Origin of the sequence: Ramlibacter paludis, assembly GCF_022012305.1 — a bacterium.
GTDB classification, from domain to species: domain Bacteria; phylum Pseudomonadota; class Gammaproteobacteria; order Burkholderiales; family Burkholderiaceae_C; genus Ramlibacter; species Ramlibacter paludis.
Genome location: NZ_JAKLTM010000002.1, coordinates 60,597 through 75,713, shown reverse-complemented (window position 1 = coordinate 75,713; position 15,117 = coordinate 60,597). Strand labels below are relative to the sequence as shown.

The 15,117-nt window shown below is 70.7% G+C and carries 18 protein-coding genes; 13 read left to right on the top strand and 5 right to left on the bottom strand.

What is annotated here, in order from left to right; translation table 11 throughout:
* Positions 1-25 precede the first annotated feature (25 nt).
* The 5 genes from hutC to LZ009_RS06965 are packed head-to-tail and all read left to right on the top strand — an operon-like array spanning position 26 to position 4,607.
* Positions 26-733, top strand: a complete 708-nt coding sequence (gene hutC, locus LZ009_RS06985) for a histidine utilization transcriptional repressor HutC (protein WP_275697188.1) — start codon at positions 26-28, stop codon at positions 731-733.
* Positions 730-1,284: a HutD/Ves family protein gene (locus LZ009_RS06980; protein ID WP_275697187.1), complete on the top strand. Its 555-nt coding sequence runs from the start codon at positions 730-732 to the stop codon at positions 1,282-1,284. The genes hutC and LZ009_RS06980 overlap by 4 nt, the downstream gene beginning before the upstream one ends.
* The gene (hutI, locus tag LZ009_RS06975; RefSeq protein WP_430300201.1) at positions 1,281-2,486 is read left to right on the top strand and encodes an imidazolonepropionase; all 1,206 of its coding nucleotides are present in this window, start codon (positions 1,281-1,283) and stop codon (positions 2,484-2,486) included. The genes LZ009_RS06980 and hutI overlap by 4 nt, the downstream gene beginning before the upstream one ends.
* Positions 2,483-3,280 (top strand): N-formylglutamate deformylase, encoded by a 798-nt coding sequence (hutG, locus tag LZ009_RS06970; protein ID WP_275697186.1) that lies wholly within the window; start codon positions 2,483-2,485, stop codon positions 3,278-3,280. The genes hutI and hutG overlap by 4 nt, the downstream gene beginning before the upstream one ends.
* Positions 3,270-4,607: a formimidoylglutamate deiminase gene (locus tag LZ009_RS06965; RefSeq protein WP_275697185.1), complete on the top strand. Its 1,338-nt coding sequence runs from the start codon at positions 3,270-3,272 to the stop codon at positions 4,605-4,607. The genes hutG and LZ009_RS06965 overlap by 11 nt, the downstream gene beginning before the upstream one ends.
* Before the next feature lie 3 nt (positions 4,608-4,610).
* Here LZ009_RS06965 and LZ009_RS06960 read toward each other — a convergent pair whose 3' ends face one another.
* On the bottom strand, positions 4,611-5,471 hold the full coding sequence (locus tag LZ009_RS06960; protein ID WP_275697184.1) for an MBL fold metallo-hydrolase: 861 nt from the start codon (positions 5,469-5,471) through the stop codon (positions 4,611-4,613).
* A gap of 86 nt (positions 5,472-5,557) precedes the next feature.
* On the opposite strand from LZ009_RS06960, the gene LZ009_RS06955 reads away from it, so the two are divergent.
* From LZ009_RS06955 to LZ009_RS06940, 4 genes are read left to right on the top strand one after another with little or no spacing between them, the layout of a single operon-like run.
* Entirely contained in the window at positions 5,558-5,896 is a 339-nt protein-coding gene (locus tag LZ009_RS06955) for an ArsR/SmtB family transcription factor (RefSeq protein ID WP_275697183.1), read from the top strand.
* Positions 5,893-6,324 (top strand): YeeE/YedE family protein, encoded by a 432-nt coding sequence (locus tag LZ009_RS06950; RefSeq protein WP_275697182.1) that lies wholly within the window; start codon positions 5,893-5,895, stop codon positions 6,322-6,324. The genes LZ009_RS06955 and LZ009_RS06950 overlap by 4 nt, the downstream gene beginning before the upstream one ends.
* A gap of 9 nt (positions 6,325-6,333) precedes the next feature.
* On the top strand, positions 6,334-6,771 hold the full coding sequence (locus tag LZ009_RS06945; RefSeq protein WP_275697181.1) for a YeeE/YedE family protein: 438 nt from the start codon (positions 6,334-6,336) through the stop codon (positions 6,769-6,771).
* A 4-nt stretch (positions 6,772-6,775) separates the two neighbouring features.
* Entirely contained in the window at positions 6,776-7,594 is an 819-nt protein-coding gene (locus LZ009_RS06940) for a sulfite exporter TauE/SafE family protein (RefSeq protein WP_275697180.1), read from the top strand.
* On the opposite strand, the gene LZ009_RS06935 is transcribed toward LZ009_RS06940, so the two are convergent.
* Positions 7,591-8,247 (bottom strand): peroxiredoxin, encoded by a 657-nt coding sequence (locus LZ009_RS06935; RefSeq protein WP_275697179.1) that lies wholly within the window; start codon positions 8,245-8,247, stop codon positions 7,591-7,593. The genes LZ009_RS06940 and LZ009_RS06935 overlap by 4 nt on opposite strands.
* Positions 8,248-8,319: 72 nt before the next feature.
* On the bottom strand, positions 8,320-9,135 hold the full coding sequence (locus LZ009_RS06930) for an AraC family transcriptional regulator (protein ID WP_275697178.1): 816 nt from the start codon (positions 9,133-9,135) through the stop codon (positions 8,320-8,322).
* A gap of 71 nt (positions 9,136-9,206) precedes the next feature.
* Here LZ009_RS06930 and LZ009_RS06925 point away from each other — a divergent pair, with 71 nt between their 5' ends.
* The 3 genes from LZ009_RS06925 to LZ009_RS06915 are packed head-to-tail and all read left to right on the top strand — an operon-like array spanning position 9,207 to position 12,752.
* The gene (locus tag LZ009_RS06925; protein ID WP_275697177.1) at positions 9,207-10,451 is read left to right on the top strand and encodes an MFS transporter; all 1,245 of its coding nucleotides are present in this window, start codon (positions 9,207-9,209) and stop codon (positions 10,449-10,451) included.
* Positions 10,452-10,497: 46 nt separating this feature from the next.
* On the top strand, positions 10,498-12,111 hold the full coding sequence (locus LZ009_RS06920) for an ExeA family protein (RefSeq protein ID WP_275697176.1): 1,614 nt from the start codon (positions 10,498-10,500) through the stop codon (positions 12,109-12,111).
* An 8-nt stretch (positions 12,112-12,119) separates the two neighbouring features.
* Positions 12,120-12,752, top strand: coding sequence for a general secretion pathway protein GspB (locus LZ009_RS06915; protein WP_275697175.1), 633 nt, complete (start codon positions 12,120-12,122; stop codon positions 12,750-12,752).
* Positions 12,753-12,764: 12 nt separating this feature from the next.
* Here the strand turns inward: LZ009_RS06915 and LZ009_RS06910 are convergent, their stop codons facing one another.
* Complete coding sequence (locus LZ009_RS06910) at positions 12,765-13,457, bottom strand: hypothetical protein (protein WP_275697174.1); 693 nt, start codon at positions 13,455-13,457, stop codon at positions 12,765-12,767.
* Between the two features lie 224 nt (positions 13,458-13,681).
* Between LZ009_RS06910 and LZ009_RS06905 the strand changes: the two genes are divergently transcribed.
* Positions 13,682-14,230, top strand: a complete 549-nt coding sequence (locus tag LZ009_RS06905; protein ID WP_275697173.1) for a bactofilin family protein — start codon at positions 13,682-13,684, stop codon at positions 14,228-14,230.
* A gap of 4 nt (positions 14,231-14,234) precedes the next feature.
* Here the strand turns inward: LZ009_RS06905 and LZ009_RS06900 are convergent, their stop codons facing one another.
* Positions 14,235-15,113, bottom strand: coding sequence for a sugar phosphate isomerase/epimerase family protein (locus LZ009_RS06900; RefSeq protein ID WP_275697172.1), 879 nt, complete (start codon positions 15,111-15,113; stop codon positions 14,235-14,237).
* Positions 15,114-15,117: the final 4 nt, after the last annotated feature.

Sequence of the window (15,117 nt, the reverse complement as noted above, 5' to 3'; positions counted from 1 at the left end):
GTGTCAACTGGGATATCCTCGCGGCATGGTCAACGAAGCGCCCGCCTACGAGCAGGTGAAGAACTGGGTCCGGCAGCACATCGCCAGCGGCGCATGGCGGCCGGGCGACGCCGTGCCCAGCGAGGCTGCACTGATGGAGCAGTTCGCGATCAGCCGCATGACGGCCAACCGCGCGCTGCGCGAGCTGGCCGCCGAAGGCCTGGTCACGCGCGTGCAGGGCTCGGGCACGCGGGTGGCCGAGCTGCACCGGATCTCCTCGCGACTTGTCATCCGCGACATCCACGAGGAAGTCGCCGAGCGCGGCCACGTGCACACGGCGCGGGTCCTGCTGGCGGCCGAAGAGAAGGCCGGCGCGGAACTCGCCGAGGCCTTCGGGCTGCGCAAGGGCGCGCGCCTGTTCCACACCGTGCTGGTGCATGCGGAGAACGGCGTCGCCATCCAGTACGAGGACCGCTGGGTCAATCCCGCCGCGGCGCCGGATTACCTGCGCACCGACTTCACGCAGGTGTCGCCCACCTTGCACCTGCTGGAGCATGCGCCCCTCACCGAGGCCAGCTACTGCATCGAGGCCTGCCTGCCGACGCCGCAGGAAGCGAAGGAGCTGGGCATCAAGCGCGGCGAGCCTTGCCTGAGCATGAAGCGCCGCACCGTGAGCGGCGGTAACGTGGCCAGCGTCGCCCGGCTGCTCTATCCCGGCACGCGCTATTCGATCGCGGGAGAATTCCAGGCATGAACTGGCAGACCGTTTCCCTGGCGCAGGTGCCCGCCACGCCGTGGCGCAACGGCGGGGGCGTCACCCGCGAGCTGCTGGCCTGGCCTGCGCAGCAGGACTGGCAGGTGCGCATTTCCGTGGCCGACATCGCGGCCGCCGGACCCTTTTCCGCCTTTGCCGGCAGCGAGCGCTGGTTCGCGGTGATCGAAGGCGCCGGCGTGGAACTGCGCTTCGGCGAGCAGGCCAGGCTGCTGCCGCTGGGCGTGCCGCTGCGCTTCGGCGGCGAGCAGGCGGTGCATTGCAGCCTGCCCGCCGGGCCGACGCGCGACCTGAACCTGATGGCGCCGCCGGGCAGCGGGCAGATGCGGCCCGTGGTGCCGGGCGACCGCATGCGCGGAGATCCGGCGCGCCGCCTGGTGGCGCTCTATGCGCACCAGCAGCCGGCCGCCTTGCTTTGGGGCGGCGACACCCTGGAGCTGCCCGCGGCCACGCTGGCCTGGCAGCTGCACGAAGGCGCCATGGACGGCCAGCTGCGCGGCGGCAGCGCGTGGTGGCTGGAGGTGATGCTGTGAACGCGCAGGTCTGGACGCATTGCAGCGCCGCCACGATGGTGGAGGGCGGGGCGCCGTATGGGCTGGTCGACGACGCCGCGCTGGTGACCGAGGACGCCCGCATCGCGTGGGTCGGGCCTCGGCGCGAACTGCCGGCACAGTGGCGTGCCGCGCCCGAGCAGGATTGCCGCGGTGCGCTGCTGACGCCGGGGCTCATCGACTGCCACACGCACCTCGTCTACGGCGGTGACCGCGCGCAGGAATTCGAGCAGCGCCTGAACGGCGCGAGCTACGAGGAGATCGCGCGGGCGGGCGGCGGCATCGCTTCGACCGTGCGGGCGACGCGAGCCGCAAGCGAAGACGAGCTGTTCGCGCAAAGCCGCACACGCTTGCGCGCGCTGCGTGCCGAAGGCGTGACCACGGTGGAGATCAAGTCCGGCTATGGCCTCGCGCTCGCGCAGGAGCGCAAGTGCCTGCGGGTGGCGCGGGCGCTGGGGCGGGAAGAGGGCGTGGCGGTGACCACCACCTTCTTGGGCGCGCATGCCTTGCCGCCGGAATTTGCCGGCCGGCCCGACGACTACGTCGATGAGCTTCTGCGTATGCTGCCCGCCTTGCACGCTGAAGGCCTGGTCGACGCGGTGGACGCATTCTGCGAACGCATCGCGTTCACGCCGGCGCAGACCGAGCGCGTCTTCATGGCGGCCCGCGCGCTGGGCCTGCCGGTGAAGCTGCACGCCGAGCAGTTGAGCGACAGCGGCGGCGCCACGCTGGCCGCGCGTTTCGGCGCCCTCAGCTGCGACCACCTGGAGTGGGTGGGCGAGGAGGGCGTGCGCGCGATGGCGCAGGCCGGCAGCGTCGCGGTGCTGCTGCCCGGCGCCTTCTATTTCCTGCGCGAAACGCGGCTGCCGCCCATCGCCCTTTTGCGCGAGCACGGCGTGCCGATCGCCATCTCCACCGACTGCAATCCCGGCAGTTCGCCTTGCACCTCGCTGCTGCTGATGCTGAACATGGCCTGCACCTTGTTCCGAATGGCGCCCGAGGAGGCGCTGGCCGGCGTGACGCGCAACGCGGCGCGCGCGCTCGGCCTGGCCGATCGCGGCACCCTGCAGGCGGGCCGCCGTGCCGACTTCGTGTCGTGGGACGTGGCGCGGCCGGCGCAGCTGGCCTATGCGATCGGCGCCAACCCGCGGCTGCAAACCATCCAGGAAGGACGAGCACGATGAGTTTCCAACTGACGCGCGGCAACGTGCCGCTGCTGGTCAGCATCCCGCACATGGGCACCGAGATTCCGAAGGACCTGCAAGGCGGCTACGTGCCGCGCGCGCTGGCTGTCGAGGACGCCGACTGGCATCTCGATCGCCTGTATGCCTTCGTACGCGACCTCGGCGCCAGCGTGCTGCAGCCGCAGTACGCGCGCTACGTGATCGACCTGAACCGGCCGCCGGACAACGCGCCCATGTATCCCGGCGCCTCCAACACCGAGCTGTGCCCGACGCGTTTCTTCGACGGCGAGCCCTTGTATGCCGGGGCGGCACCGGCGCAGGCGCAGCAGGATGAGCGGCGCGCCACCTACTGGCAGCCTTACCACGACGCCTTGGCGGCCGAACTCGCGCGCCTGAAGCAGGAGCACGGCTACGCCTTGCTGTGGGATGCCCACAGCATCCGTTCGGAGATTCCCTGGCTGTTCGAGGGCGTGCTGCCGGACCTGAACATCGGCACCAACGCCGGCGCGAGCGCCGCGCCCGCCATCACCGAGGCCGTGGCCGCGGCGGCGGCGCAGGACCCACGCTACACCCGCGCCGTCAACGGCCGCTTCAAGGGCGGCTACATCACGCGCCACTACGGCCGGCCGCAGGAGCACGTGCATGCGGTGCAGCTGGAGATGACGCAGAAGTCGTACATGCGCGAAGCGCCGCCCTACGACTATCGCGAGGAGCGCGCACGGGAAGTGCAGCCCGTGCTGCGCTCCATGGTCGAAGCCGCGCTGCAGGCCACGCGGGCGCTGTATGGCCGCTGAAACACAGCGCTTCCTGGCGCCGCGCGCCTGGGTCGCCGGCGGCTGGGCCGAGGACGTGCTGCTGGTGACCGGCACCGATGGGCGTTGGGCGGAGGTGCGCGTCGCCAGCGACGCCGCCGCGGCTGCAGGCGCCGTGCGGCTTGCCGGAGCGGTTCTGCCCGGCCTGGTGGACGCGCACAGCCACGCCTTCCAGCGCGCCATCGCCGGCCTGACCGAGCATGCCGCGGAAGGCAAGGACGATTTCTGGAGCTGGCGCGACCGCATGTATGCCGCCGCCCTGCGCATCACGCCGGAGCAGCTGGAAGCGATCGCGGCGCACCTCTACGCGGAGCTGCTGGCTTGCGGCTACACGCAGGTCTGCGAATTCCACTATCTACACAACGACGTCGACGGACGGCCGTACGCCGAGCCGGCGGAGATGGCGCAGGCGCTGGTGCGCGCGGCGCGCTGCGTCGGCATCGGCCTGACCTTGCTGCCCACGCTGTACCTGCGCTCCGGCTTCGGCGCGAGCGGCCTGCGCGAGGACCAGCGGCGCTTTGCCTCGACGCCGGCTTCGGTGCTGGCGATCGCGGACGGCCTGCGCGCCGCGGATGCGCTGGTCACGAGCGGCGTCGCGCTGCACTCGCTGCGCGCGGTGGATGCGGGCGCGCTGGCCGAAGTCGTCGCCGCCGCCAGGGGGCCGGTGCACATCCACATCTCCGAGCAGCGGCAGGAGGTGGAGGACTGCGTTGCGCTGTACGGCAAACGGCCCATCGAATGGCTGCTGGAGAAGGCGCCGGTCGATGCGCGCTGGAACCTGGTGCATGCCACGCACGCGAGCCGGGACGAACTGGCCGCGCTGCGCCAGGCCGGTGCTTCCATCGTCCTGTGCCCCAGCACCGAAGCCAACCTGGGCGACGGCGTGTTCGACCTGCCCACCTGGCTCGGTGCCAGCGGCCGCTGGTCGATCGGATCCGACAGCCACGTCACGCGCAGCTGGATCGAGGAACTGCGGCTGCTCGAGTATTCGCAGCGCTTCGCCCTGCGCGAGCGCAATGTGGCCGCGCGCGCAGCCGTGCGCGAGAGCACAGCCGCGGCGCTGTTCGAGGGGGCGCTGGAAGGCGGCAGCGCCGCGGCCGGCGTGCCGCTGGCAGGGCTGGCCGTGGGGCAGCGCGCCGACTTCATGGTGGTCGATGCGCCACCGGGTGTGCCGCCGGCGCACCTGCTCGATGCGCTGGTGTTTTCGAGTCCATCCGCGCCGCCGCGCGAGGTCTACGTGGCGGGACGGCGCACGCCGCCGGTGGAAACGGCGAGCGGCTTCCTCGCGGCGATGCGCGCGCTCTGGTAGCGCTTACAGGGTGTTGAGCGGAATCTTCAGGTAGGACACGCCGTTGTCTTCGGGCGGCGGCATCTGCCCGGCCCGGATGTTGACCTGCACCGAAGGCAGGATCAGGGTCGGCATGCCCAGCGTGGCGTCGCGTGCCTGCCGCATGGCCACGAAGGCTTCCTCGCCGATGCCGTCGTGCACGTGGATGTTGCTAGCGCGCTGCGCCGCCACCGTCGTTTCCCACTGCGGTTCGCGGCCTTCGGGCGGGTAGTCGTGGCACATGTACAGGCGCGTGGAGGGCGGCAGCGCCAGCAGCCGGCGGATCGATCCGTACAGCTGCGCCGCGCTCCCGCCGGGAAAGTCGCAGCGTGCGGTGCCCACGTCGGGCATGAAGAGGGTGTCGCCCACGAACACCGAGTCGCCCACCTGGTAGGCCACGCAGGCCGGCGTGTGCCCGGGCATGGCGATGACCCGCGCCTGCAGCGCCCCGATGGCGAAGGTCTCGCCGTCGGTGAACAGGTGGTCGAACTGGTGGCCGTCGGCGGCGAACCCGGGCTCGAGGTGGAACAGTTTCTTGAACACGCCTTGCACCTCGGTGATCCTGCCGCCCACGGCGATCTTGCCGCCCAGCCGGCCGCGCAGCCAGGCCGCGGCGCTCAGGTGGTCCGCATGGGCATGGGTCTCGAGGATCCATTCCACCTGCAGGCGCCGGTCGGCCACGAAGTCGACGATGCGCTCGGCGGAGGCCGTGCTGGTGCGTCCCGACCGGGCGTCGAAATCCAGCACCGGATCGACGATGGCGCAGGCGCTGCCAGCGCCCGCGTGGACCACGTAGCTCACCGTGCCGGTGACGGGATCGAAGAACGCTTGCACCTGGGCTTGCATGGGCGGGGCTCCTTGCGTGTTTGTTGGTTCGATGATAATATATCAATCAATAGATTGTCAAACGCGAAAGTGAAAGGACGCCACCGATGGCAGCAACCACCATTCCGGATGCCGAGACCATGCGCTCGGCGGCGCAGGCCGCCTGCGCGCTGATGAAGGTGCTGGCCAATCCCGACCGCATGCTGCTGCTGTGCGAGCTGGCCGACGGCGAGAAGAACGTCGGTGAACTGCAGGAGGCGGTGGGCATCGTGCAGCCGACGCTGTCGCAGCAGCTCGCGGTGCTGCGCGACGAGGAACTGGTGTCCACGCGCCGCGACGGCAAGAACATCTACTACAGCATCGCCAGCCCGCAGGCGCTGGCCGTGCTGAAGGTCCTCTACCAGCAGTACTGCACGCCCGCGCGGGCGAAAAGGAAGGCCAAATGAACCTCGACTGGCAACACTTCACGCCCTGGGCTTCGCTGGCCGGCGGCCTCCTGCTCGGCCTGGCGGCCGCGCTGTTCATCCTGCTCAATGGCCGCGTGCTGGGCATCAGCGGCATCGTCGGCGGGCTGCTCAGGCCGCAGCGTGGCGATGCCGGCTGGCGGCTCGCCTTCGTCGCCGGCCTGCTGGCGGCGCCGACGATCTGGGCGCTGTTCGCAGCGCCGGTGGCGCCGCGCATCGCGGCCGGCCCGGTGTTGCTGGTGGCTGCCGGCCTGCTGGTGGGCTGGGGCACGCGCCACGGCTCCGGCTGCACCAGCGGCCATGGCGTCTGCGGCCTCGCACGGCTGTCGCCGCGCTCGCTGGTGGCGACGCTCGCCTTCATGGGCACCGGCTTCGCCACCGTGTTCGTCCTGCGCCACCTGTTCGCCTGAGGAGAAGCCATGAAAGAACGCATCGTCGAATTCCTGGTGGGGCTGCTGTTCGGCCTGGGCCTCATCCTCGCCGGCATGACCGATCCCGGCAAGGTGCAGGCTTTCCTCGACCTCGCCGGCCCCTGGGACCCCTCGCTTGCCTTCGTCATGGGCGGGGCCATCCTGGTCGGCTTCTTCGCCTTTGCGCTGGCGCGGCGGCGCACCGTGACCTTCCTCGGCGGCATGATGCAGATCCCGACTTCCCGCGACATCGACCGCAAGCTGGTGACCGGCAGCCTGGTGTTCGGCATCGGCTGGGGCCTGGCCGGCTTCTGCCCGGGGCCGGCGCTGGTGGCGCTGGGCGCGGGCCACTGGCAGGCGCTGGTATTCGTGCTGGCGATGCTGGCCGGGATGGCGCTGCACGACCTGGGGCAGCGCGCCGCCGCCATGCCCCTGGTGCAGGATTGAAGCCATGAGCGTCTTCGGCGCCTGGGGCCTTGCGCCGCTGCTCGGCATGCTGGTCGGGCTGGTGCTCGCGCTGACGGGCGCCGGCGGCGCCATCCTCGCGGTGCCGCTCCTGCTGTTCGGGCTGCACCTCAAGCTCGCGCAGGCCGCGCCGATCGGCCTGCTGGCCGTTGCGCTGGCAGCCGCTGCCGGCGCCTTCCTCGCCTGGCGCGCCCGCACGTTGCGCTACCGCGCGGCAGCATTGATGGCCGTGTGTGGCATCGCTGCCGCGCCGGTGGGGCAGGCCTGGGCGCAGGTGCTGCCCGAGCGACCCTTGACGCTCGTCTTCGCGCTGGTGCTGGCCGCCGCCGCGGGCCGTACGCTGGTGCAGGCAAGCCGCGAGTTGCGAGGAGACACGGCGCAGCGCCCGGCGCACGGTCCCTGCCACCTCGGCCAGGCCAGCGGCCGGCTCGAATGGAACGCACCCTGCGCGGCCGCGCTTGCCTTGACCGGCGCCGGGACCGGCCTGCTGTCCGGGCTGCTGGGCGTGGGCGGCGGCTTCGTGCTGGTGCCGGCGCTGCTGGTGCTGACGGACCTGCCGATGAAGGCGGTGATCGCGACCTCGATGGGCGTGATCGCCCTGGTGTCGGCGGGCGCCGCGCTGAACGCGGCCTGGCAAGGCCAGCTGCTTTGGCAGATTGGCTTGCCGTTCGCGCTGGGCGCGCTCGCGGGCCTGCTGGCCGGGCGCCTCTTCGCCGAGCGCGTGCGCGGGCCGCGGCTGCAGCAGGGATTCGGCGTTCTGTCGCTGCTGGTGGCCGCCGGGCTGGTGTTGCGCGCTTCGCTCTAGCGCGGCTGCTTGACGACGCGCAGGTAGGGCTTGACGGTCTTCCAGCCGTCCGGGAACAGCTTCTTCGCGTCGTCGTCGTTCACCGAGCCGGCGATGATCACGTCGTCGCCGTGCTTCCAGTTCGCCGGCGTCGCCACCTTGTGCTTGGCGGTGAGCTGCATGGAATCGAGCACGCGCAGGATCTCGTCGAAGTTGCGGCCGGTGGTCATCGGGTAGGTGAGCATCAGCTTGATCTTCTTGTCCGGCCCCACGATGAAGACGGAGCGCACCGTCTGGTTGTTGACGGCGGTGCGGCCGTCCGCCCCCACTTCGTCGGCCGGCAGCATGTTGTACAGCTTGGAAACCGCGAGATCCTTGTCCGCGATGATCGGGTAGTTCACCTTCGCGCCCTGCGTCTCCTCGATGTCACCGAGCCAGCGGCTGTGACTGTCGACCGGGTCGACGCTCAGCCCGATCAGCTTGGCATTGCGCTTCGTGAACTCGGGTTCGATCTTCGCCATGTAGCCCAGCTCGGTGGTGCAGACCGGCGTGAAGTCCTTGGGATGCGAGAACAGGATCGCCCAGCTGTCACCGATCCACTGGTGGAACTGGATGGTCCCCTGGGTGGTTTCGGCCCGGAAGTCGGGGGCGGTGTCGTTGATGCGCAGTGACATGGTGGTTCTCCTTGGGGCAGCGGGCATGATGCGCCGCCGCGCGCGCGCATGTCAACGCGGGGAGGGCGCGCTTCAGCGGCCCTGGAACTGGCTCGGCGGCTCGCCCATCGCGGCCTTGAACATCGCGGTGAAGGCGCTGTCGCTGGCATAGCCGCTGGCCGCCGCGACGTGGCTCACGGGCATGCCGCGGGCCAGCAAGGGCAGGGCGTGCGCGAGTACCGCCTGCTGGCGCCACTGCTGGTAGCTCGTGCCCAGCTGTTCGCGGAACAGGCGCGCCATGGTGCGCTCGCTGGCCCCGACCGACCCGGCCCATTGCGCCAGGGTTGCGCGCTCGGCGGGCGCGCGCAGGACCGCTTCGCACAGCGCGCGCAGGCGCTTGTCGCCGCCTTGCGCCGGTGGCAGCGGCACGCCCAGGTCCTGCGTGGCCGCGTTGCCCAGTTCGTCCAGCACCAGGTTCGTGAGCAGCGTCTCGCGTTCGCGCGCCAGGCGGGGGGCGTCGAGCGCCGCGACCAGCTCGCGCAGCAGCGGCGAGACCACCAGCACGCGGCAACCGGTCCAGCCGGTGGGCGTGACCGAGGCGTCGATGTACAAGGTGCGGAACTGCGCGTCCTCCAGCACGTGCACATGGTGCAGCGCCCCCGGTGCGATCCACACCGCGCGCGACGGCGGGACGATGAAGGTGACTTCGCCGCTGGCACTGTCCGCGTCGGCGGCGCTCACCTGCAGGATGCCGGTGGCGCAGTAGGCGAGCTGGGCCCAGGGATGGCGATGCGGGTCGAAGTGCGCGTCGGCCGGCATGTTGCGCGAGCGCACCCGCACCGGCTTGGCGCGGTTCGGCTGGAAGGGATCGGTGTCGCCCAGGGGGATGGAGCGGTGCGCGCGGGGCATTGGCCGATTTTCGCCGAAATGTGTCTTTCCGTCGCATTTCAGAAGCGGCCGCTGCCGATAGCATCGCCTCCATGACTTCCGCCAGCACCGCCTTGCCCGCCGCTCCCGTGCCGCTGCGTTCCGACGCCGGCGTGATCGGCCTGGTCGGCATCGCCCACCTGATCAGCCATTTCAGCCAGCTCCTGCTGGCGCCGCTCTTTCCCTGGCTGAAGGACGCCTTCCACGTCAGCTACATCGAGCTGGGCTTCCTGATGACCGTGTTCTTCGTCGTCTCGTGCGCGGTGCAGGCGGCGTCCGGCTTCCTGGTGGACCGCTTCGGCCCGCGACCGATCCTGTTCGGCGGGCTCGCGCTGGTGGCGACCGCGGCCTTCGGCTGGGCGTCCAGCCCGAACTACTGGTCCATGGCCTTCTTCTCGGTCATCGCCGGCATCGGCAACGGCGTTTTCCATCCGGTCGACTACACGCTGATCAACCGCAAGGTGAGCGCGCCGCGCCTGGGCCACGCCTACAGCGTGCACGGCATCACCGGCAGCCTGGGCTGGGCGGCGGCGCCGGCGCTGGTCGTGCCCCTGGCCATCGCCTTCAACTGGCGCGTGGCGCTGGCCACGGCAGGCTGCATCACGATCGCGGTGCTCGCGCTGCTCGTGCTGAACCGCGAGAAGCTCGCCTTGCCGCCCAGCGCGCCCGCCAAGCCGCAGCATCCGAGCGCGCCGGTGGAAGGCAACTTCGATTTCCTGCGCATTCCCGCGGTATGGATGTGCTTCGCTTTCTTCTTCTTCTATGCGGTCGTCCTGAGCGTGGTGCAGGCCTTCGCGCCGGAAGCGGCGCGCCAGCTGCACGACGTGCCGACGGCGATGGCGGCCGCCTGCCTGACCGTCTACATGGTGTGCAGCGCGGGGGGCACCCTGGTGGGCGGCTTCCTGGCCTCGGATCCGGCGCGCTGCGAACGCGTGGTCGGCGCCGGGTTCGGCCTGGCCGCGCTGATGGCGCTGGCGATCGGTTTCCTGCCGGTTCCCGGCCTGGTGGTGCCGGTGCTCTTCGGCGGCATGGGCTTCGCGAGCGGCCTGGCCGGGCCGTCGCGCGACATGCTGGTGAAGAAATCCACTCCGGAGAACTCCACGGGCCGTGTCTACGGCGTCGTGTATTCGGGCCTGGACATCGGCCAGGCGGTGTCGCCGCTGGTGTTCGGCGCGCTGATGGACCACAGGAACTACCAGGGCGTGTGGCTGGGCCTGGTGATCATGCAGGCCGTGCTGATCGCGAGCGCCTTCAACGTGCGCAAGGTGCGGAGAACGGCGGTGCCGGTGCCGGCCTGAGGCCGATCCCGATGGCGCCGTTACATTGGCGCGCTATCCTAGGGCCATGTATGCCGAGTATTACGGGCTGAGGCAGGAGCCGTTCTCCATCGCGCCCGACCCGCGCCTGCTGTTCATGAGCGAACAGCACCGCGAGGCATTGGCGCACCTGCTGTACGGGGTGCAAGGCGGCGGTGGCTTCGTGCTGCTGACCGGCGAGATCGGCACGGGCAAGACCACCGTCTGCCGCTCCTTCCTGGAGCAGGTGCCGGAACACGTCAACCTGGCCTACATCTTCAATCCCAAGCTGACCGTGCTCGAGCTGCTCGAGACGGTCTGCCACGAGTTCGGCGTCGCCGTCACGCTGCCCGCGCAGCGCGCCGCGACGGTCAAGGACTACCTCGATCCCTTCAACGCCTTCCTGCTGCGCTCGCATGCCGCCGGCCGCAACAACGTGCTGGTGATCGACGAGGCGCAGAACCTGGAGCCCGAGGTGCTGGAGCAGCTGCGCCTGCTGACCAACCTGGAGACCAACGAGCGCAAGCTGCTGCAGATCATCCTGATCGGCCAGCCCGAGCTGCGGGCCATGCTGGCGCGCCCCGACCTGGAGCAGCTCGCCCAGCGCGTGATCGCGCGCTACCACCTGGGCCCGCTGGCGCCGGCGGAGAGCGAGCAGTACGTACGGCATCGGCTGGAGGTCTGCGGCCTGCAGCGGCCGCTGCCCTTCGACCGCGGTGCCTTGAAACGCATCCACGCCGCGAGCGGCGGCGTGCCGCGCCGGATCAACCTCCTGTGCGACCGCGCGCTGCTGGGGGCCTACGCCAACGGCCAGGGCGCCGTCACGCGGCGCGTGGTCGATCGAGCGGCTGATGAAGTGTTCCCGCGCGCGGGCCGCGCTGCAACGGCTTGGCGGCGCCCGGCGCTGGCGGGCGTGATCGGATTGCTGGCCGGCGCCGGCTTGCTGGCCGCCGCCACACGTGTCGCACCGACGGCCCCCACGGTGGCGGCGCTGCCGGTGCGCGGGGATCCCATGCCGCCCGTCAAGCAGCCGGCGGCGACGCCCTTGCGCGTGGCCGCGGCGGCGCCTGCCGCACCGACCTTGCTGCGCGACGAAGACGCGGCCTGGCGCGAACTGGCGCAAGGCTGGAAGCTCACGCCGCCCGCCGAGGGCGACACCTGCGCGGCCCTCGCCAAGGAGGGCGTGCAGTGCTTCAACAAGACGTTGAGCCTGGCGCTCATCCGCCAGCTGGCGCGCCCCGGCATCGTGACGCTGGATGCGGCGACCGGCCGCCCCTCCTATGCGGTCTTGTGGGCCTTGAACGACCAGACGGCCACCTTGCGCGCGGGCGGCACCGAACAGACCGTCACGCTGGCCGCGCTGGCGCAGCGCTGGCAGGGCGACTTCGGCACCCTGTGGCGCGCGCCCGAAGGCTACGCGGGCCGCATTGCCGACGGGCAGGGCGGCCCCGCGGTGAGCTGGGTGGCGACGCACCTGGCGGCGATCAAGGGCGCGCCCGCGCCCAAGGCCCCGCCCGTGCTCGATCCCGCCTTGCGCGCCGAAGTGAAGTCCTTCCAGCTGGCCCAGGGCCTGCCGCCCGACGGCCGCCCGGGACCGCTGACCTACATGCAATTGAACCGCGTGAGCGGCGTGGACGAACCCCGCCTGCGCACGGAGCCTTGAGGTCCCCCATGTCGTACATCCTCGATGCCCTGCGCAAGGCCGACGCCGAACGCGAACGCGATCCCGCCCGTGGCATCCACGCGCAGCCGATGGCGGCGCAGCCCGCGCCGCAACGCGCGTCCTACGCGCCCTGGGCTGCCGTGGCCCTGGTTGCGGCGGCGCTGGCCGGCTATGCCTGGTCGCAGCGCAGTCCCGCGCCATCGTCCCTCCGGCTGCCCGTCGCGGCGCCGTCCGACCCCATGCCGGCCGTTGCGCCGCCGAAGGTGATGACGGTGGCCACCGCCGTCCAGCCGGCGCCGCCGCCCATGCCGGAACCGGTCAAGGTGCCGGTGGTGGCGAAGGCCGTGATCAAGGCGCCGGCGGATGCGAAACCGGTCGCGGCGGAGGCGAAGCCGGCCGCCGCGGCGCCCGAACGCATCTATGCGCAGACCGAACTGCCGCAGGACGTGCAGCAGGCGCTGCCCAAGCTCGCGATCTCGGGCGGCGTGTTTTCGGACAACGTGGCGCAGCGCATGCTGGTCGTCGGCGGCCAGGTCGTGAGCGAAGGCAAGGAACTGGCGCCCGGCCTGGTGCTGGACCAGATCGGGCCGCGCAACGCGGTGCTCCGCTTTCGCGGCTACAAGTACAGCGTCATCTACTGACGCCGCGCGGCGTCAGTCCGCCGGCTGCTGCGCCGGCTGGAACACCGACCAGCGCCCATCCTTGAACAGGTACAGCGCCGACGAGACGCGCACGCGCTCGTTGGCGGCGTAGAGCGCCGCGGCGCTGAAGCGCAGGCTGGTCAGGGCCTCTTCGTCGTCGGCGCGCGCAAAGACCAGGCCGCCGGAGCGCGGAACCGCGGCGACGATGCCTTCCGGATAGTCGCGTGCGGTGTCCAGCCAGAACTGGCGATCCAGGAAGTAGCTGCTGTCCAGTTCCGGCGCGTTGCCGTGCACCGTCATCAGCCCGCCGGTCCAGGGTTCGACCACCGGAATGCCGTAGCGCGCGCGCAGGTTGTCGATGGCGCGCTCCAGCGCTTCCTGCGGCGACAGCTTCAGTTTCTGCAGGTCGCCGGGCAGCGCGCTCTGCACCTTGCTCAGGCCGTCGAACACCAGCCGCAGGTGCATGTCGCCCAGGTACTGGAACCAGCTGGCCTCGAATTCGACGACGCGGCCATCGGGCAGCCGCGCGGAGATCTTGCCGATCGGCTCCAGCGTCTCGTCCTGCTTGTTCGCGCCGGGCGACTCGCGCAGCACCACCAGCAGGTTGGCGGCGCTCATGTCGAAGTTGTCGTCGTTGTCCGGCGTCGACGCGCGCGCGCCGGCCAGGGCCGCCAGCAACAGCAGCGACGCTCCGGCGCGTCGCATCAGCCTCGTGTCCATCGCTATCCTCCGTCCTCTTTTGCGCAATCGTGCGCCGGAGACCCGGCGTGCGCAACGGAATGCTGGCGCCTCGTGACCATTAGTGCCAGTGGACGTAGGTCCCATGCAACGCCATTCGTTACCCTTCTTGCGCATGGGGCCGAAATGTGAACCCACCTGCGTTGCATAGTGCAGACCTTCGCAGTTCATTCCACACAGAGGTAGCTTCCATGGCATTGCAATCCCCCTTCTTCAACAACGCCGGCAAGCGCGAGAACGACCCTTATGCGCGCCCGGGCGTGAGCAGCCCGAACGCCGCGGCCGCCGCCGCCGCCGCTGCCGCTGCCGCTGCTGCCGCCGCTGCCGCGCCCGCCGCACCGGCCGCCGCCGCCGCCGCGAGCCTGACGAAGGAAGGCGAAAGCAAGCTCACCGTCGGTCCCAACATCAAGCTCAAGGGCGTGGAGATCACCGACTGCGACACGCTGGTGGTCGAAGGCTCGGTCGAAGCGACGATGGACTCGCGCGTGATCCAGATCTCCGAGCGCGGCGCCTTCAAGGGCTCCGCCGACATCGACGTCGCCGAGATCCGCGGCGTGTTCGACGGCAACCTGACGGTGCGGCAGAAGCTCGTGATCTACTCGACCGGCAAGGTCACCGGCCATGTCCGCTACGGCAAGGTGGTCATCGAGGAGGGCGGCCAGCTCTCCGGCGACGTCGAGTCGGGCACGGCCGCCCGCACGGCGGCGCCGGCGGTGCGACCCTTGCAGCAAGTGCAGTAATCGTTCAAACGGCGCTGCGATGCCTGGCGATGCAGGTGTCCAGCGTCTCCTCGTGCGGCTTGCGCCACCAGTTGCCGGTGGAGAAGATCTCCACCTCGCTGTAGCCGGCGAAGCCCTGCGCCTCGACCCAGCCGCGGATGCGCGGGATGTCGATCACTCCGTCGCCCATCATGCCGCGGTCGTTCAAGAGGTCGGTCGTCGGCGTCATCCAGTCGCAGACGTGGAAGGCCAGCAGCCTTTCCTTCCCGGCGCGGGCGATCTGCTGCTGCAGCTTGGGGTCCCACCACACGTGGTAGACGTCGACGGCGATGCCCAGGGAACCGGTGCGTCCCGGGTCGAGCTCGTCGCAGACGTCCAGCGCCTGCTCCATCGTGTTGATGCAGGCGCGATCGGCCGCATACATCGGATGCAGCGGCTCGATGGCGAGCGGCATCCGCGCCTGCTTCGCGTAGTCCAGCAGTTCGGCGATGCCGTCGCGCACCTGGCTGCGTGCCAGGGCGATGTCCTTGTGCGCCGCCTCGCCTTGCAGCGCGCCCGGTAGCCCGCCCACCACCAGCACGAGGCAGGGCGCGCCCAGTTCGGCGGCTTCGTCGACCGCGCGCCGGTTGTCGTCGCGCGCTGCGTGCAACCCGGCCGCATCGGCGGCGGGAAACATGCCGCCCCGGCAGTAACCGGAAAGGGCAAGGCCGTGCTCGCGCACCAGCCGCGAGATGACGGGCAGGCCGGCGGCCGCGACCTGGTCGCGCCAGGGCGAGATCGCGCGGATGCCCTTGCGCACGCAGGCTTCGATGATCTGCGGCAGCGGCAGGTCCGCGCCCTGGCTCTTGCGGATGGTGGCGGTGTTGATCGACAGCCAGCGATGGTCTTGCGAAAAGTCGCGCATGGGA

Coding starts and splice junctions, on each gene's coding strand:
- LZ009_RS06920 (WP_275697176.1), top strand. CDS start 10,498: ATGTATGCCGAGTATTACGGGCTGAGGCAGGAGCCGTTCTCCATCGCG.
- LZ009_RS06955 (WP_275697183.1), top strand. CDS start 5,558: ATGGCAGCAACCACCATTCCGGATGCCGAGACCATGCGCTCGGCGGCG.
- LZ009_RS06910 (WP_275697174.1), bottom strand. CDS start 13,457: ATGCGACGCGCCGGAGCGTCGCTGCTGTTGCTGGCGGCCCTGGCCGGC.
- LZ009_RS06900 (WP_275697172.1), bottom strand. CDS start 15,113: ATGCGCGACTTTTCGCAAGACCATCGCTGGCTGTCGATCAACACCGCC.
- LZ009_RS06905 (WP_275697173.1), top strand. CDS start 13,682: ATGGCATTGCAATCCCCCTTCTTCAACAACGCCGGCAAGCGCGAGAAC.
- LZ009_RS06935 (WP_275697179.1), bottom strand. CDS start 8,247: ATGTCACTGCGCATCAACGACACCGCCCCCGACTTCCGGGCCGAAACC.
- LZ009_RS06965 (WP_275697185.1), top strand. CDS start 3,270: ATGGCCGCTGAAACACAGCGCTTCCTGGCGCCGCGCGCCTGGGTCGCC.
- LZ009_RS06980 (WP_275697187.1), top strand. CDS start 730: ATGAACTGGCAGACCGTTTCCCTGGCGCAGGTGCCCGCCACGCCGTGG.
- LZ009_RS06960 (WP_275697184.1), bottom strand. CDS start 5,471: ATGCAAGCCCAGGTGCAAGCGTTCTTCGATCCCGTCACCGGCACGGTG.
- hutG (WP_275697186.1), top strand. CDS start 2,483: ATGAGTTTCCAACTGACGCGCGGCAACGTGCCGCTGCTGGTCAGCATC.
- LZ009_RS06930 (WP_275697178.1), bottom strand. CDS start 9,135: ATGCCCCGCGCGCACCGCTCCATCCCCCTGGGCGACACCGATCCCTTC.
- LZ009_RS06945 (WP_275697181.1), top strand. CDS start 6,334: ATGAAAGAACGCATCGTCGAATTCCTGGTGGGGCTGCTGTTCGGCCTG.
- LZ009_RS06925 (WP_275697177.1), top strand. CDS start 9,207: ATGACTTCCGCCAGCACCGCCTTGCCCGCCGCTCCCGTGCCGCTGCGT.
- LZ009_RS06950 (WP_275697182.1), top strand. CDS start 5,893: ATGAACCTCGACTGGCAACACTTCACGCCCTGGGCTTCGCTGGCCGGC.
- LZ009_RS06940 (WP_275697180.1), top strand. CDS start 6,776: ATGAGCGTCTTCGGCGCCTGGGGCCTTGCGCCGCTGCTCGGCATGCTG.
- LZ009_RS06915 (WP_275697175.1), top strand. CDS start 12,120: ATGTCGTACATCCTCGATGCCCTGCGCAAGGCCGACGCCGAACGCGAA.
- hutC (WP_275697188.1), top strand. CDS start 26: ATGGTCAACGAAGCGCCCGCCTACGAGCAGGTGAAGAACTGGGTCCGG.